The following is a 16,048-nucleotide window of genomic DNA, read 5'->3' as shown; positions in this document are numbered from 1 at the left end:
GTCGAGCAACGGCTGGTGCAAGTGCTCAATGCGGACGACAGCTGGATCCCCGAGAAGATCTCGATCTCGGAGATGGTTTCGTCCCATGTCGACATGGGGCTCGAAGCCGGCCTCGTGTCGCGCAGCCGCGTGTCCGCCACCTCGACCAACCGCTACCTCCTGCAATTGAAGCCCGACCATGAGCCGCAGGGTCCTGATAGGGGCAAGGGCAAGGAAAGGGCCGATCAGAATTGTTTGTAGCAGGCAGCTTGCGTCCGGATATTCCTGCGCTCGAAGGAATTGATAGCTTCGCGCTCCAGTCTGTCTCAAGAATTCCTACTTACGCAGGAATCAGTTGACGCGGGACGCGAGCAAGGTACCCGAGTCATTGACGCCTGCCAGTTGCTGAACAAGGCACGCACCTTCAAGCATTCCGGCGCGTCGCTCGGAGCGCTCAACGCCATCATCGAGCAATGCAGCAACAAGATCGACATCGAAGCCCGACCATGAACCGCAGGATCTCGACATGGGCAAGGGCAAGGAACAGGCCGATAGCTTGAGAGGCGCCGGGGCCGAGATTCGGGAGCCGCCGCACGCCTTCCTATCGCTGCCCCTGCGAACCGGGGCCGTCCGGCGCGTTGGCGGCCAGCAGCGCGTCCCGGGCGGCCGTGATCGCGTCGATCATCCCGTCCGCTGTCGCGTCGCTCACGGTGGCGCCCTTCAATCTTGCGGCGCCTGCCGCATGTATGGCCGTTCGCAGGTCCGGCGCCACGACCGGCTGGATTCCGCCACGCGAAGGCCTGGGAACCGTGCCCGCGATGGCGCCGGCGATGAAACCGGCGCTCAGTGCCGACGGCACGCGTGCCACCGTGGTGTTCCTCCCCTCGGCGAACCGCTGCCTTGCCGTGTTGGCAGTGGCTTGGGTCAATTCGTCGATGATGGGATCATTCCTCAGCCGAGCCACCATCAGGTTCACCTCTCGCGCCATCCACTGCCTGGCCGCAGCGCTTTCGCACTGGAACACCGTTTGCGTCGGTCTGCTGCCGAAGCGCGAGTCGCTTCGAATGATCGCCTGCGAGCGCGTCCACCCGTCCGGGATGATGTCCTCGTCGTCCAGATGGGGGGCCTGCCGGAGGATCTCGCCCCACTCGTGGTCGCCCTGGTTGGCCGCCATCCGTACAGAGGCGCTCCCGTCGGTGACCTCGGTGTGCAGGTGCAGAACGATCCGGGAGTGTTCCCCACAATTCCCTGCGCCAAAGTAAATAGCACTGGCCGCACCGGCAATGAGCGAAGCGGCCATGGTCTGCATGGCGGGATTGGGGAAGTGCGCTGCGAGGTTCTGCGTGAATCCCGGCGACCAACAGGCCATGAGGCGCTCGTCCGTGCGTGTGAACGGGGGTGGCGCAGCAGCGGTCGCACGATTCAAGATCCCGCCCAAACCCGCCATGAGAACGTCATGGCTGCGCCTTGCGCATTTTTGCGCGACATATGACCCGCCAGAACTCAACTCCACATCGCGCGGCACGTTGCCTCGGCCCATGAACAAGGCCTGCGGCACCCTTTCCTGCGTCCTCTGCCCGCCACTCAGACCTTCGATGGTCTCCTGGGCCACTTGGAACAGGTTCTGCGAAGCGCGGGCGTGCAGGTAGCCCAAGACAGGCATGTCCTGCCCGGTGACGGCGTTGGGCTGGCGAGCCCCTCTCAGTGCATCGGCCTCGGCGCGGCGCTCAGTGGCCTGCTGCTGCAGGATCGCGGCCGTCGGCACGGCGATGCCGAAAGTCGGATTGGTCACCGGCTGCATCTGGGCGATGGTTTGCAGCTCCGTCTGGCGTTCATGGAGTTGCTGCTCGTGCACGCGCTCTTCCTGTACGTTCAGTTCGTTCTCGCGCTCATGCACCTGGTGGCGCGTGACGATCGCGAACTTGGCAAAACGCAGCGGCGGAAGGGCATCCAGTTCGCTCTTGAGTTCGCTCTTGACGATCTGTCGCCTGACGGCGACGTCGAAGCCTTCATCGTTCGTTGGCAACTGGGGTAATGGCTGACGTGCGGGCCGCGGAGCCGCGTGCGGCTGAGGCGCGTCCGGCTGAGGCGCGTCCGGCTGAGGCGCGTCATTTCGCGGCCGCAGAGGGGAGCGCAAGCCTCCGTGCCGCACCCTCTGGAGCAGCGACGCATTCGTGTCGGGCTGCCTGGCCGGGTCCGTCGGGTATCCGAAAGGAAGACGAATCTTGAATCGAGTCATGTCGGGGATTTCGAATATGCGGTGAGCATGCGATGCCTGATGGTGACGATCCTGCGCCCGCCCGCCTCGGGCGATGCGAAACGCTCTGCGGCGACGCGAAGCCGGCCGGGCCGCAAGGCGACTTCGCCCCGGCCGCCTGCTCTTCGTCGGTCATGCCCGGGCGCTTGCTCCAATCCGGCCCGCGACCAGGCCGGACGGAAAACACTGATCGAATTCCTCGGGCAGCAGCACGGTGGTCGTCGACCAGTACGGCTCGGTGATGATCCACAGCGTCATGCCGGCAACGCGGTAGGCCGACATGATCGGGCCGCCATTGCCCAGCGACTCCTGGTTTCTGGCGCGGTCGGCCGGGCTCAGCTCGCCGAAGTCGCCGCGGCAGTGGCGCTGCAGCAGGCTCCATTCGGAGGTGTGCCCGCGCACCAGCGCCAGCGATGCACTCCGGGTGCGAACGACGTGGCCCGCACTGAAGAGAAAGGCATCCTCGTGCACGACAGATGTGTTCATGCGCCCGCTTCCTTCGATACGCTGTAATGGGCATATCGGCACGCACGCGGCGCGGATCGGTCCGGAAGCGCAGAGACGGATGCTTTGGCGAAGTTGCGTTCGCATGGGCATGCCTGGCTTCGCGCCCGGCGCCGTGCGGCTGGCCGACGGGCGACGCGCTGGCGCTGCAGCTGTCGGCGCACGGCAGGCACCATCTCCCCAGTCGCGTCGCGGTTCGCGAAACCGCGATCGACTTCGCCTTCCGGTGGCCGGAAAGTGGCTTGAGCATCGAGACTGCCCGGGTCGAGACGAGGAATGAGAGGAAGTCTCGGTGGCCCGCAAGGTTGCCATGTCCCGGAAGGCGGAGCGGGCCGAAGCCTCTTGATCGCTTGAGCCACCGCAGAAGGTCGAAGCCGAAACCATGCCTTTGAAGATTGCTCCGAATACCTCCGTTTGCCTGCGCCGCGGCGACGTCCTGGAAAAGTTGCAGGCGCAGGCGAAAACCCACGCGCGCGATCCGATCCTCAAGCCCCGGCCGGATGGATCGTCGAAATCCCCGAAGCTTGTTCTCCGAAACCCTGCGCCAGCCGGGCCGCTCACGGACGCGCCGGTCACCACGCAGTTGCCGGGCGCCGCAAAACTGGCGCCCGCGGCGACGCCGGGGGCCACGACTTCGGCCGATGCGCCGGGAACGGTCATCCTGCCCAAATGGCAGGCCCGGGATCGATATGTCGTTTCCCTTGAAGACGGCGACTGGGTCGTCCACACGGCTGCCCGGGTCCAGGCCATCGACAGGAAGGTGCCCGATCAGAACAAGTTTCACGTCATGGCGCCTGCCAATCCTGCGAAGGCGTTCGGCACGAACCTTCAGCAGAACAATCAGGCGCTGTCGCAACTGACCCTGGCCAGCCGACTCGACATTCACTCGCATGGGCGTAAGCAGGGGCTCGTGCTCGTAAAGCCGGACGCGGCGGACGCACCTGCCACGACCAAGACCCCGTTAACCGCGTTGACCTTGCTAACCAGGGTGGAATACACGTGGGATGAGGCCTCGATCATCGAGCCCGACGTCTTGGCCAATACCTTGGCCCAGGCGGGCCTGAAGCAGGTCGGCGTCCTCAAGCTGCAGGCTTGTAGCATCGCGAAAACCGACTATCTCGAAAGACTGAAGGCTGAACTGAGCAATCGCAATATCGACGTCGGCTATGTCTGCGGACCGAAGAAACCGAAGACGGACGTTCGCAGTGCCATGAAGGTGTTTGGCAAGAAGGTCTTTTTCGGCGAGGAGCAAACCTTCCACCCCCCCATTTACCCGTTCCGGAAGGTGGTCGGCAGCTGCTTCGAGCCCGAAACCTTCGGCCTGAAGGTGATCAAGGGCAACGTGGACATTGCGATTCCCGGCACGCGCTACAGCCTGCGCCCGAATCCCGCGGTTGCCGCGACCGCAGCGTTGAACGGCGATGCACAGTCGATCAACTCCGCCGCCCCTTCGACGCACAGCGTCGGGGCGGGCAACTCGCAAACGGCTTCGCCACCCCCGCCGCCTTTGCCAGCCGGCCAGGAGCACCCGCTGGCGGAATTCACATGGGCCATCACTCAGGAGAACACACCGCTGACTTGACGCGGCAGGCCTACGAACACGACGCCGTGTCCAGTCCGGAAGATGATGACGTTTACACCTGGGACTGAGCTGAGCGCGCGGCCCGGTCAGGGCTCGCGGTAGTCGCCCAGCTCGATGTTGTACTGCTTCATCCGGCGGTACAGCATCGAGTAGTTGATCTTCAGCTCCGCGCAGGCGGCATTGGCGTTGCCCTGGTGGCGGCGCAGCACGTTCTCGATGATCATCTTCTCGAACTGGGCGACCAGGTCGTCCAGCGATGCGCCGGTGTCGTCCGGCAACGTGCCGCCATCGAGCGACAGCGGAATGCCGAACTGGAACTGCTCGGCCGCATTGCGCAACTCGCGCACGTTGCCGGGCCATTCGTGCGTCAACAAGCGCTGTTGCAGATCCGGCGGTACTTCAACTGCCTCCTGGCCCATGCGCAGCGCGACGTCATGCAGGAAGTGGCGGAACAGCGAGGGCACGTCTTCGCGCCGCTCGCGCAGCGCCGGAATGCGCAGCGTGGCGACATTGAGCCGGTAGTACAGGTCGGCCCTGAACTTGCCCTCCTCGCTCAGCGCCTTCAGGTCGACCTTGGTCGCCGCAATGGTGCGCACGTTGATCGGCAGCGGCTTGTTGCTGCCCAGGCGCTCGACCTCGCGTTCCTGCAGGACCCGCAGGATCTTGACCTGCAGGTGCATGGGCATGGCCTCGATCTCGTCGAGCAGCAGCGTGCCGCCGTTGGCGTACTCGATCTTGCCGATGCGCTGCTTGCCCGCGCCGGTGAATGCGCCGGCCTCGTGACCGAAGAGCTCGCTCTCGAACAAGCTCTCCGGCACCGCCGCGCAATTCAGCGCGACGAAGCGCCCCTGGCGCCCGCTGAACTCGTGCAGGCAGCGCGAGACGAGTTCCTTGCCGGTGCCCGTCTCGCCGAGCAGGATCACGTTCGCCGGCGTGGGGGCGATGCGCAGCAGCATCTCGCGCAGCCGGTGCATCGCCGGGCTCGCGCCGACGAGGATGCGCTCGAGCCCCGAGCCGAAGACCAACTGGTCCTTGAGCATGCGGTTCTCGAGCACCAGCTTGCGCCGCTCGCCTGCGCGGCGCAGCAGCATGGCGGCCTGCTCGAATCCGAAGGGCTTCTCGATGAAATCGTAGGCGCCGCCTTTCATCGCCTCGATGGCGGTGCGGACTTCGCCTTGGGCGGTCATCAGCACGACGGGCACGTCCGGATCGAGCTCGCGTACCTGGGCCAGCACATCGAGTCCGGAGACGCCCGCGAGGTACAGATCGACCAGCACCACGTGCGGCAGCGTGGTCTTCAAGCTGCGCAGCGCCACGTCCGCGCGGTCGAATGCGACGACATCGAAGCTGGCGGCCGTGAGCGCCCTGCAGAGCACCTCGCGAAAGCCGTCGTCGTCATCGATGACAACGACACTTACCGCAGCCTCCTTGGTCAACAGCATGGGTCCTGGTCTCGTGAGCTGGCGATGGGCACGTTACCATGGTCGACGACGCGCCGCACCTCCTGGTTCCAGAAGGGGGACTTGCCCGAGCACCAGTGCACGACCACGCGCCAGCCGAGCAGAACGCCGAGCGCGAGCGCATACGCATAGGGCTGCAACACCCCGGGCTTGCTGAGCCACACGAAGTGCAGCACGGCCAGCACGCCCGCCGGGTACACCAGCCAGTGCAGGCGCTTCCAGTTGCGCTTCAGGCGCCGCATCCAGGCGTCGGTGGAGGTGACCGCCAGCGGTATCAGCAGCACGAAGGCCGCCAGGCCCGCGACCATGAAGGGCTTGGCGCGCAAGTCGGCCACGAATTCACGCCACTGCAGGCCGAGATCCAGCGTCGCGTAGACCGCGACGTGCGCGAGCGCATAAGCAAAGCTCGCCAACCCGAGCCAGCGACGCAGGCGCACCAGCCAGTTCCAGTCGGCGAGCCGCCGGCCCCACCGGGTGCCGCACCACTTGGCCACGCGCACGCCGGCGTGGCGCAGCGGCGTGATTGCCAGCGTCGCCAGCAGGAAGGTCAACGCCCACCAGCCCGGCTCGCGAACCAGGCGCTCCAGCGGGTTGATGCCGGCCGGGCCGGCCCAGTCGCGTGCGAAGAACACGATGGCCGGCAGCGCGAGCACGAAGACCTTAACGAAGCTTGTCGACGTCCATCCCGGCATACAGATGCGCCACCTGCTCGGCATAGCCGTTGAACAACAGCGTCTCGCGCTTGCGCAACTCGCCGACCCGGTTCTCGCGCGACTGCGTGCCACGCGCCAGTGCCACGCGCGGATTGACGTTGGCCCAGAAGCCATAGTCTCCCGGCGCCGCCTGCGCCCACGTGGTGGCGGGCTGCTCTTCCTGCAATCGGATCGCGACGATGGACTTGATGCTCTTGTAGCCGTACTTCCACGGCACCACCAGGCGCAGCGGCGCGCCGTTCTGCGGCGGCAACGCCTTGCCGTAGAGGCCGGTGGCCAGCAGCGTGAGCGGGTGCATCGCTTCCGCGATGGTCAGCCCTTCGGTGTAGGGCCACGGCAGCGTGGGCCGGCGCTGGCCGTAGAAGCGCGCCGGATCGTGCAGGGTCACGAACTTCACGTAGCGGGCGCGCGAGGTGGGCTGCGCCTGCTTCAAGAGCTCAGCCAGCGGGAAGCCGTCCCACGGGATGACCATCGACCAGCCTTCGACGCAGCGCAGCCGGTAGATGCGCTGCTGCACGCCGAACTCGCGGGCGAGCTCGTCAACATCCAAAGTGCGCGGCCGCGCCACCTCGCCTTCGATCGTCACGGCCCACGGACGCGGCCTCAGGTTCTTCGCCAGCTCGGCCACGGCGTGCTTGTCGGGCGAGTACTCGTAGAAGTTGTTGTAGCTCGTGATGACGTCCCAGCTGGTGGGCTTGTCGTCATCCGCGCGCGCCAGCCCGCCGGCCAGCAGCGCTGCGCCGCCCGTCAACAGGCGGCGGCGGTCGAGGTAAACGGACTCCGGGGTGATCTCGCTCGGCGCGATTCGCATCGATCCCTCCCCTGCTCTGCCGAGCAGCTCAATTCGGCGGCAGCACGGGCAGCGAAACGGCCTTCGGCGGCGTGGTCAGCGCTTCCATGAACGACACGATGTCCTTCATTTCGCTATCGCTCAGATTGAGCGGCTTCATGTTCGGCGACAAGTCGGTCTTCGTGATGCCGCCCTTGTTGTAGTGCTCCATCACCTCCATCAGCGTGGCCGCGGAGCCGTCGTGGAAGTACGGCGCCGTGAGCGCGATGTCGCGCAGCGTCGGCGTCTTGAACGCTCCCTTCATCGAGGGCAGCGCCTTGATCGCGAAGCGGCCGACGTCGGGGTTCTCCTTGCCGTAGGCCGCGAGGCCGACGTTGTGGAAGCCGCCATCGGTGAAGTTCGGCGCCGAGTGGCACGCCATGCAGTTGCCCTTGTTCGGATCATTGAACAGGCGGAAGCCGCGCACCTGCTGCGTCGTCATCGCCTTCTTGTCGCCGCGCAGCCAGCGGTCGAACGGCGAGTCGGCGCTGATGATGGTGCGCTCGTACGCCGCGATGGCCTTGGAGGTGGTCGTCTTGTCGATCGCCTCGCCGGGATAGGCCTTGTCGAATGCGGCCTTGTATTGCGGGCTGCTGTTCAGCCACTTGAACAATGCCGACAGGTCCATGGCCATCTCGTCCATCGACTCCATCGGGCCCATGGCCTGGTCTTCGAGCGAGGCGCGGCGGCCGTCCCACATCTGCAGCGAGGTGAAGGCGGAATTCACCACGGTGGGCGACGCGCGGCCCAGCACCTTGCTCTTGAAGCCCTTGGCGGTGGGCAGCCCGTCGGACCAGCCGAACAGCGGGCTGTGGCAGCTTGCGCACGAGAGGTTCTTCTCCGAGGACAGCCGCGGATCGAAGAACAGCATCTTGCCCAGTTCGACGCGCGCCGGTGTGGGCTTGTTGTCCGCGGGCGCGGGCGCCACCTTGGGCAGCAGCCACTTCATGTCGTCCTTGGTCGGGCTCATCGCCGGCTCCGCGGCGAGCGCACCTGCGGCGGACAGGACGATGGAAAGGGCGGTGAAGATTCGATGCAGTCGCATGGCGTTCTCCTTCTTACGGGTTGGCAGCGGGATTGACATTGTTCGAGCGGATATAGGCGACCAGGTCGCTCATCTGCTCCTCGGTGAGCTCGGCGCCCCAGGGCGGCATGAACTGCGAGCGGCCCATGGCCTCCCCCCCGAGCTTGATGATCAGCCCGATATAGGCGTTGTTCTTGTCGCTGGCGCGCAGGTTCGCGGGCCGCGGGTTGTAGAGACGAGCGGCGCGGCCATTGCCGTCGGCATTGATGCCGTGGCAAGTGACGCAATAGTTGGCGAAGACGAGGCCGCCGCGGAACACCGCTGCGTCCTTGCTGTCGCGCGGAAGCAGCGCGCCCTGCGCCGAGACGGCCGGCTGCGGCTTGCTTGCCGCGGGCTCCTGGGCGTGCAGCGGGCTGCTGAGCAGCAGCACGACCAGTGCGAACGCCCTCGCATGGGCCGTCACTTGGTGACCTCGACCACCATGCGCATGTCCGGATGCACGGCGCACTCGACCTCGACGGTGCCGGGCTTGTCGAAAGTCACCGAGCGGGACTGGCCCTGGCCGAACGAGCCCGCGTCGAAGCTCTTCGCTTCGGACAGCGAGAAGATGTTGTGCTGGAACGGGTCCTCGTTGACGAACTTGATGGTGTCGCCGACCTTGACGGACAGCTTCTTCATCGAGAACGCCTTGCCCTTCTGCGTCACGACATGCTCGGCGGCATACGCTGCAAGCGCCACGGTAACGAGGCCGGCGCCGAGCGCCATGGCCAGCTTGGAAGTTCGCTTCATCGTTTCACTCCACGAATGGTTGCAAGCTCGCGGGGACCGACTATAGGCCGGTCATGCCATGGATGTCAGCCGTGATTGCATGGCCGACGACACCTGATTCAGCGACCCTGCCGTCTCGTCCAAACGCTGCGCCTGTCGGCTGCCGACTTCGAAACTGCGGTCGAGTACCGCCACGTCGCCTTCGAGATCGCGCACGCGCCGCGCCTGCCGGTCGAGCACGTCGTGGAACATCGACAGTTGCTCGGCCACGCCGGTTACCAATCGGCAGTTGTGACCAGCGGATTCCTGGAGTACGCTGGCTTCGTCGGTGCACACTCTCATGTGCGTGCCTGTGCGCTCCACGGCCTGGATGGTCAATGCGAGCTGTGCCGCGATGTGCTCATTGGTACGACGGATCTCGCTGGCCGCGGCCTGCGTGTCGTCCGACAGCTGGCGGATCGACTGCGCCACCACGTTGAAGCCCCGTCCGGCATCGCCGGCACGCGCGGCCTCGACGGCGGCATTCATCGACAGCAGCCGCGTAGTGGCGGCAATGCGTGCGATGCGGTCGGTGAAATCCGCGATCTGGCGCTGGCTGCCGCTCAGATCCAGAGTTACCATGCGCAGCGTCGACATCTCTTGCGCCGTGGTGCTGATGTGCCGTGCCATGGCGGCCGCGTGGCTCGCCTGCTCGCGAGAGGTACTCGCCGATGCATCGCACGACTTGGCGATCACGCCGATCTGGTTGACCGCCTGGCCGGACTCGCCTTCCATCGCCCCGAACGATTCGCGGAATCGCCCCACCGACGCGCCGAGCGCGTCGGTCGCCTGGCGCAGCTCGAGGTTCAGCTCCTCGAGCTTGCCGCCGTCGTCGGCCAGCTGCCGCGAGCCCTGCTGCACTTCGACGAGCAGATGCTCGATCTGGTCGACGCGCTTGAGCCGGCGCATCAGCACCGCATAGAACAGCAGCCCGAGCGCAGTGCCGCCCGCGGCGGCGCCACCGAGCGCGTACAGCAGCTGGGTGAACCTGCGCTGCTGCGCGCTCGCTGCCTCTTCACGCTGCTGGTACAGCCGCGTCAGCAGTGCGCTGGACATTTCGTCGATGCGGCGCAGCGTCGGGTCGATGGCGGCCAGCGCCTCGATGGCACCGTCCGCATTGTTGCGGCGCGCGAGCGCGATCACGCGCATGCGCGGCGCCTTGGCCTCGTCCACCGCCGTGGCCATCTCGCGCGGCGCGGCATCGTCGGGCATCACGGCCACCAGCGCATTGATCGCTTCCTCCACCTTGGTGGCGGCCGCAATCGACGCCACCGCGGCGGCGCGCACGGCACCGGCTTCCTTCAGCGCGATGGTCTTCATCAGCAGGCGATCGACCTCGACGGTGGCCTGGCGTGCGTCACTTGCGGAGCGGAGCTTGACGGTCCATTCGATTTCGGCGGCGGAGCTCTCGCGCAGGTGCAGCCACAGCAGCCCGCCGGAGCTGCCGGCGATGGCGATGACCAGCGTGATCAACATCAGCGCGAACAGCGTGACGTCGCGCTTCCAGCTGGTGGCGGACGACCGGCGCTCGCGGACATCAGGTCGAAGACTGCGGAGCATGTTCCGTATTTCCTTGGGGCAAGATCTGATTGCGGAGAACAGCGCCATTGTGGGGACCCGCATCTCGCGCCGAAACGTCAGCGTACCGGACGATCGGGCCGCACTTCTACGCCGAATCCTCAACGATCCTCGCAAGCCCGTGGCGCGGCAAAAAGGGAATACGATCGAGACACGCTCCTGGGGGAGCAAGAGGAGTGCTGACTGTGGAATCCTCAGGCGTCAGGCAGTCGGGTGGCCGCATCCTGGTAGTCGACGACAGCGCGAACGATCTCCAGTTCATGGTGCGGATGCTGCGGGGCCACGGCTACACGCCGCATGCCACGACGGATGCGCGCCTTGCGTTCGCCTTCCTGCGCGAGACCCTGCCCGATCTGATCCTGCTCGACGTGCACCTGGTCGACACCGACGGCTACGAGATCTGCCGCCAGCTGAAGGCCAACGCCGCCACGCGTGACGTGCCGGTGATCTTCGTCAGCGGCGAAAGCGGCGTGCTCGACCGGGTGCGGGCCTTCTCGGTCGGCGCCGTCGACTACATCATCAAGCCGCTGCAGGAGGAAGAGGCGCTCGCGCGCATCGAGACGCACCTGGCGCTGCGCCGCCTTGCGGCAAGCCTGACCGAGGCCAAGGAGCGCGCCGAGGAGGCGAGCCGGGCGAAGAGCCAGTTCCTCGCCAGCATGAGCCATGAGCTGCGCACGCCGCTCAACGCGATCCTGGGCTATGCGCAGATCCTGCAGATGGATGAAGCGCTCGACGCCCGCCAGCATCGCGCTGTCGATGCCGTGCGCGACAGCGGCGAGCACCTGTTGCACCTCATCGACGACATCCTCGACCTGGCCCGGATCGAGGCCGGCCGGCTGCAGCTCGTTCCCGCGCCGGCGAGCCTGTCGCTGAACCTGCACTTCGTGACCGACGCCATCCGCGTGCGGGCCGAGCCCAAGGGGCTGGCCTTCAGCTGCGAGATGGACGAGCTGCCGGCCATGGTGATGGTGGACGAGAAACGGCTGAGCCAGGTGCTGCTCAACCTGCTGGGCAACGCAGTGAAGTTCACGGCGCGTGGCGAAGTGCGTCTGCGCGTGCAAGCGCTGCCCACCGACGATGCCGACACCGTGACCGTGCGCTTCTCGGTGGAGGACACCGGCCCGGGCATCTCGCCCGAGGATGCGCAGCGGCTGTTCCGGGCGTTCGAGCAGGCGGGGCCGACAAGCCAGCAGGCCGGCGGCACCGGGCTGGGCCTCGCGATTTCCAAGCGCATCGTCGAGGCGATGGGCGGCGACCTGCTGCTGGAAAGCGCGCTGGGCAAGGGCAGCCGCTTCTGGTTCGACTTGCAGCTGTCGTGCGCCACCGGCCAAACCCCCGTGCAGATCATCCGGCCCATGCCTCGCGACCGCTACGCGGGCCCCCGCAAGTCGGTGTTGGTGGTGGACGACGTGTGGGTCAACCGCGACGTGGCGGCAAGGGCGCTTGCGCTGGCCGGCTTCGACACGATAGAGGCCGGCGACGGCCTCGAGGCCGTCGACATGGTCCGTTCGAACAAGCCTGACCTGGTGGTCATGGACATCCTGATGCCGTTCGGCGGCGGGCTGGAGGCGATCAAGCAGCTGCGGCAGTCACCGGAGACGGCTTCGCTGCCGATCATCGCGGTGTCGGCGAGCAGCTATGAAGCCGACGTGAGGAAAGCGCTGGAGGCCGGGGCCGACCGGTTCCTGCCCAAGCCGGTCGACTTCGACGACCTGTTGGCGGCGGTGACTGCGCTGCTGCACGTGGCCCCGGCCGGCGCCAGCCGGGTCCCCTGATCGGGCCGGCCGCCTCGAAGACCTTCGCAACGGCGGTCAGGCCTTCGCAACTCTAGCCCTGGAGCGCAAGCCTGGCGGCCGATGATGGCACCAGGTCTTTACCGGGCTAATGGACTCTCCATGGGCAACCCTGTCTCGTTCTCCCCATCACGCGTTGGCACGCCCACGGTCAGCCCGCAAACCACGCCGTCCCAGCCCCACTTCACCCCGGCCCTGCCAGCCACCGGCTCGCCGCTGCAGTCGCTGCAGCGGCCAGCCGGTGCGCCGCCGATGCAGTCTGCATCCTCGCGTCCGCGGGTCGCCCTTTCGGCGCTGAAACCAGCTGCCAACGCAACACCTGCGTTCAAGCCCCCAACCACGCAGCCGCCGAGCGAACCCGAGGTGTCTTCGCAAGCGCCCGCAGAGCCGGGCGCGGAGGACGTGATCAAGACCATGGTCGAGTTCGTCGGCCAGAAGATGATGGAGGACATGAGGGACTTCGAGAAGGAGCAGCTCAAGGAGGAGGACAGAAAGAAGGAAGAAAAGAAAGCAGAAGAGGGAGAAGGCGTGTGACTGTGGTCGCGGACAACAACTTCCACCTGCAATGCCGAGCGTTCATCGTCGCACGTCGCATGGACCTCGGGGTTCCACTGCAGCGAAATTCCACCACTTGACACCCGCGTGACTGCGGGCCAGTGTTGCGCGTGATGGCGACGGGGTCGTTCTCGCGTATGCAGTCTTTCGTCGGCCTGTGGGTGCGCCCACTCATCGTGGGCCTGCTGTGCATCCCGGTGCCGCAGGCGGTGCACGCCGTCCTGCTCGATAGGCCGCAGCTGACGGACAACGTGGCGCGCGATGCCGGCGCCGTCATCCGGGAGTCTCACAACGAGCTGCAGCAGGCGCAGCGCACAGGCGACAAGGCAGCGCAACTGCTGGCGCTGCGCAAGCGCGCCTACGCCAACGCTTTCAAGGTCGATGTTCCGGCGATGGAGGCCGACCTGCAGCTCGGCCTGCCGCTCGCGCGCGAAGTCGGCGACATGGACGCCGTGTGCGAATTCCTCGCCTACCGCGCCCTGACGGTCGAGGCGAATGGCGATCGGGACCGGGCGCTGGTGTTGCTCGACGAAGCGATCGCCCTGGCCGACCGGCATGGCCTGGTGACGATGGCCGCCGGGCTCTACCAGCGCAAGGGGGGCATGCACGACACGGCGGGACGCATGGCCGAGGCGCTGGCAGCGAGCCAGCAGGCCCATGCGCTCTACGAAAAGCAGCGCGATACGTTCGGCATGGCCTCGGTGCTCGCGCAATTGGGTCGCTACCACCTTCGGAACGCCAGCGACACGGGGGCGGTCGACCGGGCGGTGGACTACTTCAACCGCGCGCTCAAGCTGGGGTTGAACAAGGTCGACCACGTCAACACGCTGAACGCGCTGAGCAGGATCGCGTTGTCGCGCAACGACTTCGCGCTCATCAGGCGCCTGTATGACGAGAGCATCGCGTTGCGGCCGCGCGACGAGCCGGTCGACTGGCGCGACGGCTGGCGCACGCGGCTGCTGCGGCACGAAAGGCGCTTCGAGGAGGCCATTGCCCTGCTCGACCGCGTGGCGGAGGACCCCGCCAGCAACGAAAGCGCACCGGGCTACCGGATCCAGCTGTCGCGCGCCGAGGTGCTGATGGCGCTGGGGCGCAGGCAAGCGGCGCTCGAGGCCCTGGACACCGCCCGCGGCAAGCTCGACCGGAACGGCGCGCTGCCGGCCGACGCCATCGAGTACCACGCTCGATCGGCCGCCGTGCTGGCGTCGCTCGGCGCGCATGCGCAGGCGTATCAGGCCATGGCCGAGCTGCGCGAAATGGAGCGCAGTTCCCACGCCGACGAGAACCGGCGGCGAGCCGTCGAATTGCATGCGCGGTTCCAGGGCGAGCTGAAGGATGCCGACAATGCGTTGCTGCGGGCTCGCCAGACCATGTGGATGCTGGCCTTCGCGCTGTCGGTGACGGTGCTGGGCGGAATCGCGCTGTACCTTCGCAAACGAGCCGCGGCGGCGCGGGCGGAAGTGGCGCATGGCCGCGAGCTGGCCGCGGCGGTCCAGGCCAAGAGCGAGTTCCTGGCCAACATGAGCCATGAGCTGCGCTCGCCGCTGAACGCGATGCTGGGCTTCAGCCGGCTGCTGCGCAGCGAGCCCTCGTTGAGCGAGCGCGGCCGGCGCGACCTGGGTGTGGTGCTGAGCAGCGGCGAGCACCTGTACCGCCTGATCCACGAAGTGCTGGAGCTGTCCAAGGCCGGCGCAGGCCGGCTCACGCTCCAGGCCCGCGTGTTCGAGCCCCGCGCCATGGTCGACGAGCTGAAGGCGATGTTCTCGCTGACGGCGGCCCACAAGGGCCTGACGCTCGAGGTCGGCCTGGACGAAGCGATCCCCGCGCGCGTGCAGGCCGATGCGATGAAGCTGCGCCAGGTCCTGATCAACCTGCTGAGCAACGCGATCAAGTTCACCGAGCACGGCAGCGTGCGGCTGCGGGTCGAGCAAGTACCGCAAGGAGTGCGGTTCAGCGTGGCCGACTCCGGCGTGGGCATCGAAGCCAACGAGCTGCAGCGGCTGGGCGAGGCCTTCGTCCAGGCCAGCGCGGGCCGCCGCGCCGCCGAAGGCACGGGGCTCGGCTTGGCCCTGAGCCGGCGGTACGTGGAGCTGATGGGCGGCGAGCTGACCCTGCAGAGCCGGCCGAACGAAGGGACGACCGCCGAGTTCACGCTGCCGCTGCAGCCCGCCGAGCCCGGCAGCCTGCCGGCCGAAAGCCCGCTGGCGGCGCGCCACGTCGCCCGCCTGGCGCCCGGAACCCCGCCGTTGCGCGTGCTCGCCGTCGACGACACCGCCGACAGCCGGCAGCTGCTGGTGCGCTTGCTCGAGCCGCTGGGTTTCGAGGTGCGCGAAGCGGCCGACGGCCTCGCCGCGGTGCGAATCTGCCAGGAATGGTCGCCGCACCTGGTGTGGATGGACATGCGCATGCCCGTGATCGACGGGCTCGAGGCGACGCGGCGCATCAAGGCCGCGCCGAATGCCGGATCGATCGTGGTGATCGCGCTGACGGCCAGCAGCTTCGAGGAGGATCGCCAGCGCATGCTGGCCGCCGGCTGCAACGACTTCCTGCGCAAGCCGTTCAGCGAGGCGACGCTGCTGGAGGCCATGCGCCGGCATCTGAAGGTGGAGTTCGTCTACGAAGCCGATGCCGGCGCGAACGCCAACACCGCGGAAGCGGAGGTTGGCGAGTTGCCCGAGGCCGAGCGCGCTGCGCTGAGGGCCGCGCTGGAGCGCCTGGACGCCGACGCCATCGAGCACACCATGGAGGCCATTCGCGTGGCCAACCCGCCGATCGCCAACCGCCTGGCGCCGCTGATCGATCAGTTCCGCTACCGCGAAGTTCTCGACTTGCTCGAGCAGCGAGCCGAGGCGCCGGTGGCCGGGCGATGACGATCTGCTTCGCGTAGCACCCCCGGCGCTTCGCATCGCGCGCCTCGGCGCCGCCGCCTGCTGACTAGAGTCCGCTGCAAGCGCCATCAGGCCTTTC

Annotated in this window: 14 protein-coding genes; 5 read left to right on the top strand and 9 right to left on the bottom strand. The window is 67.0% G+C overall.

Going from position 1 to position 16,048, the window contains the following annotated elements; translation table 11 throughout:
• The first annotated feature begins 15 nt into the window (after window positions 1–15).
• Window positions 16–240, top strand: a complete 225-nt coding sequence (locus tag HLB44_RS15880) for a hypothetical protein (RefSeq protein WP_173124149.1) — start codon at window positions 16–18, stop codon at window positions 238–240.
• Between the two features lie 340 nt (window positions 241–580).
• Here the strand turns inward: HLB44_RS15880 and HLB44_RS15875 are convergent, their stop codons facing one another.
• Window positions 581–2,005, bottom strand: coding sequence for a hypothetical protein (locus tag HLB44_RS15875; protein WP_173124147.1), 1,425 nt, complete (start codon window positions 2,003–2,005; stop codon window positions 581–583).
• Between the two features lie 363 nt (window positions 2,006–2,368).
• The gene (locus tag HLB44_RS15870; protein WP_173124145.1) at window positions 2,369–2,722 is read right to left on the bottom strand and encodes a hypothetical protein; all 354 of its coding nucleotides are present in this window, start codon (window positions 2,720–2,722) and stop codon (window positions 2,369–2,371) included.
• Between the two features lie 400 nt (window positions 2,723–3,122).
• Between HLB44_RS15870 and HLB44_RS15865 the strand changes: the two genes are divergently transcribed.
• A complete protein-coding gene (locus HLB44_RS15865) occupies window positions 3,123–4,322 on the top strand; it encodes a hypothetical protein (protein ID WP_173124143.1) in 1,200 nt (399 codons plus the stop codon).
• Between the two features lie 86 nt (window positions 4,323–4,408).
• Here HLB44_RS15865 and HLB44_RS15860 read toward each other — a convergent pair whose 3' ends face one another.
• Genes HLB44_RS15860 through HLB44_RS15830 form a run of 7 tightly spaced genes read right to left on the bottom strand, consistent with a single transcriptional unit; the run spans window position 4,409 to window position 10,763 of the window.
• A complete protein-coding gene (locus HLB44_RS15860; RefSeq protein WP_173124141.1) occupies window positions 4,409–5,764 on the bottom strand; it encodes a sigma-54-dependent transcriptional regulator in 1,356 nt (451 codons plus the stop codon).
• The gene (locus tag HLB44_RS15855; protein WP_173124139.1) at window positions 5,755–6,474 is read right to left on the bottom strand and encodes a protein-methionine-sulfoxide reductase heme-binding subunit MsrQ; all 720 of its coding nucleotides are present in this window, start codon (window positions 6,472–6,474) and stop codon (window positions 5,755–5,757) included. Before HLB44_RS15855 ends, HLB44_RS15860 begins: the two co-directional genes overlap by 10 nt.
• Window positions 6,443–7,306: a protein-methionine-sulfoxide reductase catalytic subunit MsrP gene (msrP, locus tag HLB44_RS15850; protein WP_173124137.1), complete on the bottom strand. Its 864-nt coding sequence runs from the start codon at window positions 7,304–7,306 to the stop codon at window positions 6,443–6,445. Before msrP ends, HLB44_RS15855 begins: the two co-directional genes overlap by 32 nt.
• 28 nt (window positions 7,307–7,334) lie before the next feature.
• Window positions 7,335–8,369, bottom strand: coding sequence for a cytochrome-c peroxidase (locus HLB44_RS15845; RefSeq protein WP_173124135.1), 1,035 nt, complete (start codon window positions 8,367–8,369; stop codon window positions 7,335–7,337).
• Between the two features lie 13 nt (window positions 8,370–8,382).
• Window positions 8,383–8,778, bottom strand: a complete 396-nt coding sequence (locus tag HLB44_RS15840; RefSeq protein ID WP_217283665.1) for a c-type cytochrome — start codon at window positions 8,776–8,778, stop codon at window positions 8,383–8,385.
• A gap of 29 nt (window positions 8,779–8,807) precedes the next feature.
• Window positions 8,808–9,137, bottom strand: a complete 330-nt coding sequence (locus tag HLB44_RS15835) for a cupredoxin domain-containing protein (protein WP_173124133.1) — start codon at window positions 9,135–9,137, stop codon at window positions 8,808–8,810.
• Window positions 9,138–9,188: 51 nt separating this feature from the next.
• Window positions 9,189–10,763 (bottom strand): methyl-accepting chemotaxis protein, encoded by a 1,575-nt coding sequence (locus HLB44_RS15830; protein ID WP_173124131.1) that lies wholly within the window; start codon window positions 10,761–10,763, stop codon window positions 9,189–9,191.
• Here HLB44_RS15830 and HLB44_RS15825 point away from each other — a divergent pair.
• From HLB44_RS15825 to HLB44_RS15815, 3 genes are all read left to right on the top strand, one after another.
• The gene (locus HLB44_RS15825) at window positions 10,763–12,508 is read left to right on the top strand and encodes a response regulator (RefSeq protein WP_173124129.1); all 1,746 of its coding nucleotides are present in this window, start codon (window positions 10,763–10,765) and stop codon (window positions 12,506–12,508) included. The two genes, HLB44_RS15830 and HLB44_RS15825, sit on opposite strands and share 1 nt — an antisense overlap.
• A gap of 120 nt (window positions 12,509–12,628) precedes the next feature.
• A complete protein-coding gene (locus HLB44_RS15820; RefSeq protein ID WP_173124127.1) occupies window positions 12,629–13,060 on the top strand; it encodes a hypothetical protein in 432 nt (143 codons plus the stop codon).
• A 158-nt stretch (window positions 13,061–13,218) separates the two neighbouring features.
• A complete protein-coding gene (locus HLB44_RS15815; RefSeq protein WP_173124125.1) occupies window positions 13,219–15,951 on the top strand; it encodes an ATP-binding response regulator in 2,733 nt (910 codons plus the stop codon).
• Window positions 15,952–16,048: the final 97 nt, after the last annotated feature.

The sequence above is a fragment of the Pseudaquabacterium terrae genome (assembly GCF_013266755.1).
In the GTDB taxonomy this organism is placed as follows: domain Bacteria; phylum Pseudomonadota; class Gammaproteobacteria; order Burkholderiales; family Burkholderiaceae_C; genus Pseudaquabacterium; species Pseudaquabacterium terrae.
This window is presented reverse-complemented; position numbering and strand designations above follow the sequence as displayed.

What these genes read in the sequence shown, in the direction of transcription:
- HLB44_RS15855 (WP_173124139.1), bottom strand. Translation starts at nt 6,474, where the DNA reads ATGCCGGGATGGACGTCGACAAGCTTCGTTAAGGTCTTCGTGCTCGCG.
- HLB44_RS15815 (WP_173124125.1), top strand. Translation starts at nt 13,219, where the DNA reads ATGCAGTCTTTCGTCGGCCTGTGGGTGCGCCCACTCATCGTGGGCCTG.
- msrP (WP_173124137.1), bottom strand. Translation starts at nt 7,306, where the DNA reads ATGCGAATCGCGCCGAGCGAGATCACCCCGGAGTCCGTTTACCTCGAC.
- HLB44_RS15860 (WP_173124141.1), bottom strand. Translation starts at nt 5,764, where the DNA reads ATGCTGTTGACCAAGGAGGCTGCGGTAAGTGTCGTTGTCATCGATGAC.
- HLB44_RS15845 (WP_173124135.1), bottom strand. Translation starts at nt 8,369, where the DNA reads ATGCGACTGCATCGAATCTTCACCGCCCTTTCCATCGTCCTGTCCGCC.
- HLB44_RS15820 (WP_173124127.1), top strand. Translation starts at nt 12,629, where the DNA reads ATGGGCAACCCTGTCTCGTTCTCCCCATCACGCGTTGGCACGCCCACG.
- HLB44_RS15865 (WP_173124143.1), top strand. Translation starts at nt 3,123, where the DNA reads ATGCCTTTGAAGATTGCTCCGAATACCTCCGTTTGCCTGCGCCGCGGC.
- HLB44_RS15870 (WP_173124145.1), bottom strand. Translation starts at nt 2,722, where the DNA reads ATGAACACATCTGTCGTGCACGAGGATGCCTTTCTCTTCAGTGCGGGC.
- HLB44_RS15835 (WP_173124133.1), bottom strand. Translation starts at nt 9,137, where the DNA reads ATGAAGCGAACTTCCAAGCTGGCCATGGCGCTCGGCGCCGGCCTCGTT.
- HLB44_RS15830 (WP_173124131.1), bottom strand. Translation starts at nt 10,763, where the DNA reads ATGGCGCTGTTCTCCGCAATCAGATCTTGCCCCAAGGAAATACGGAAC.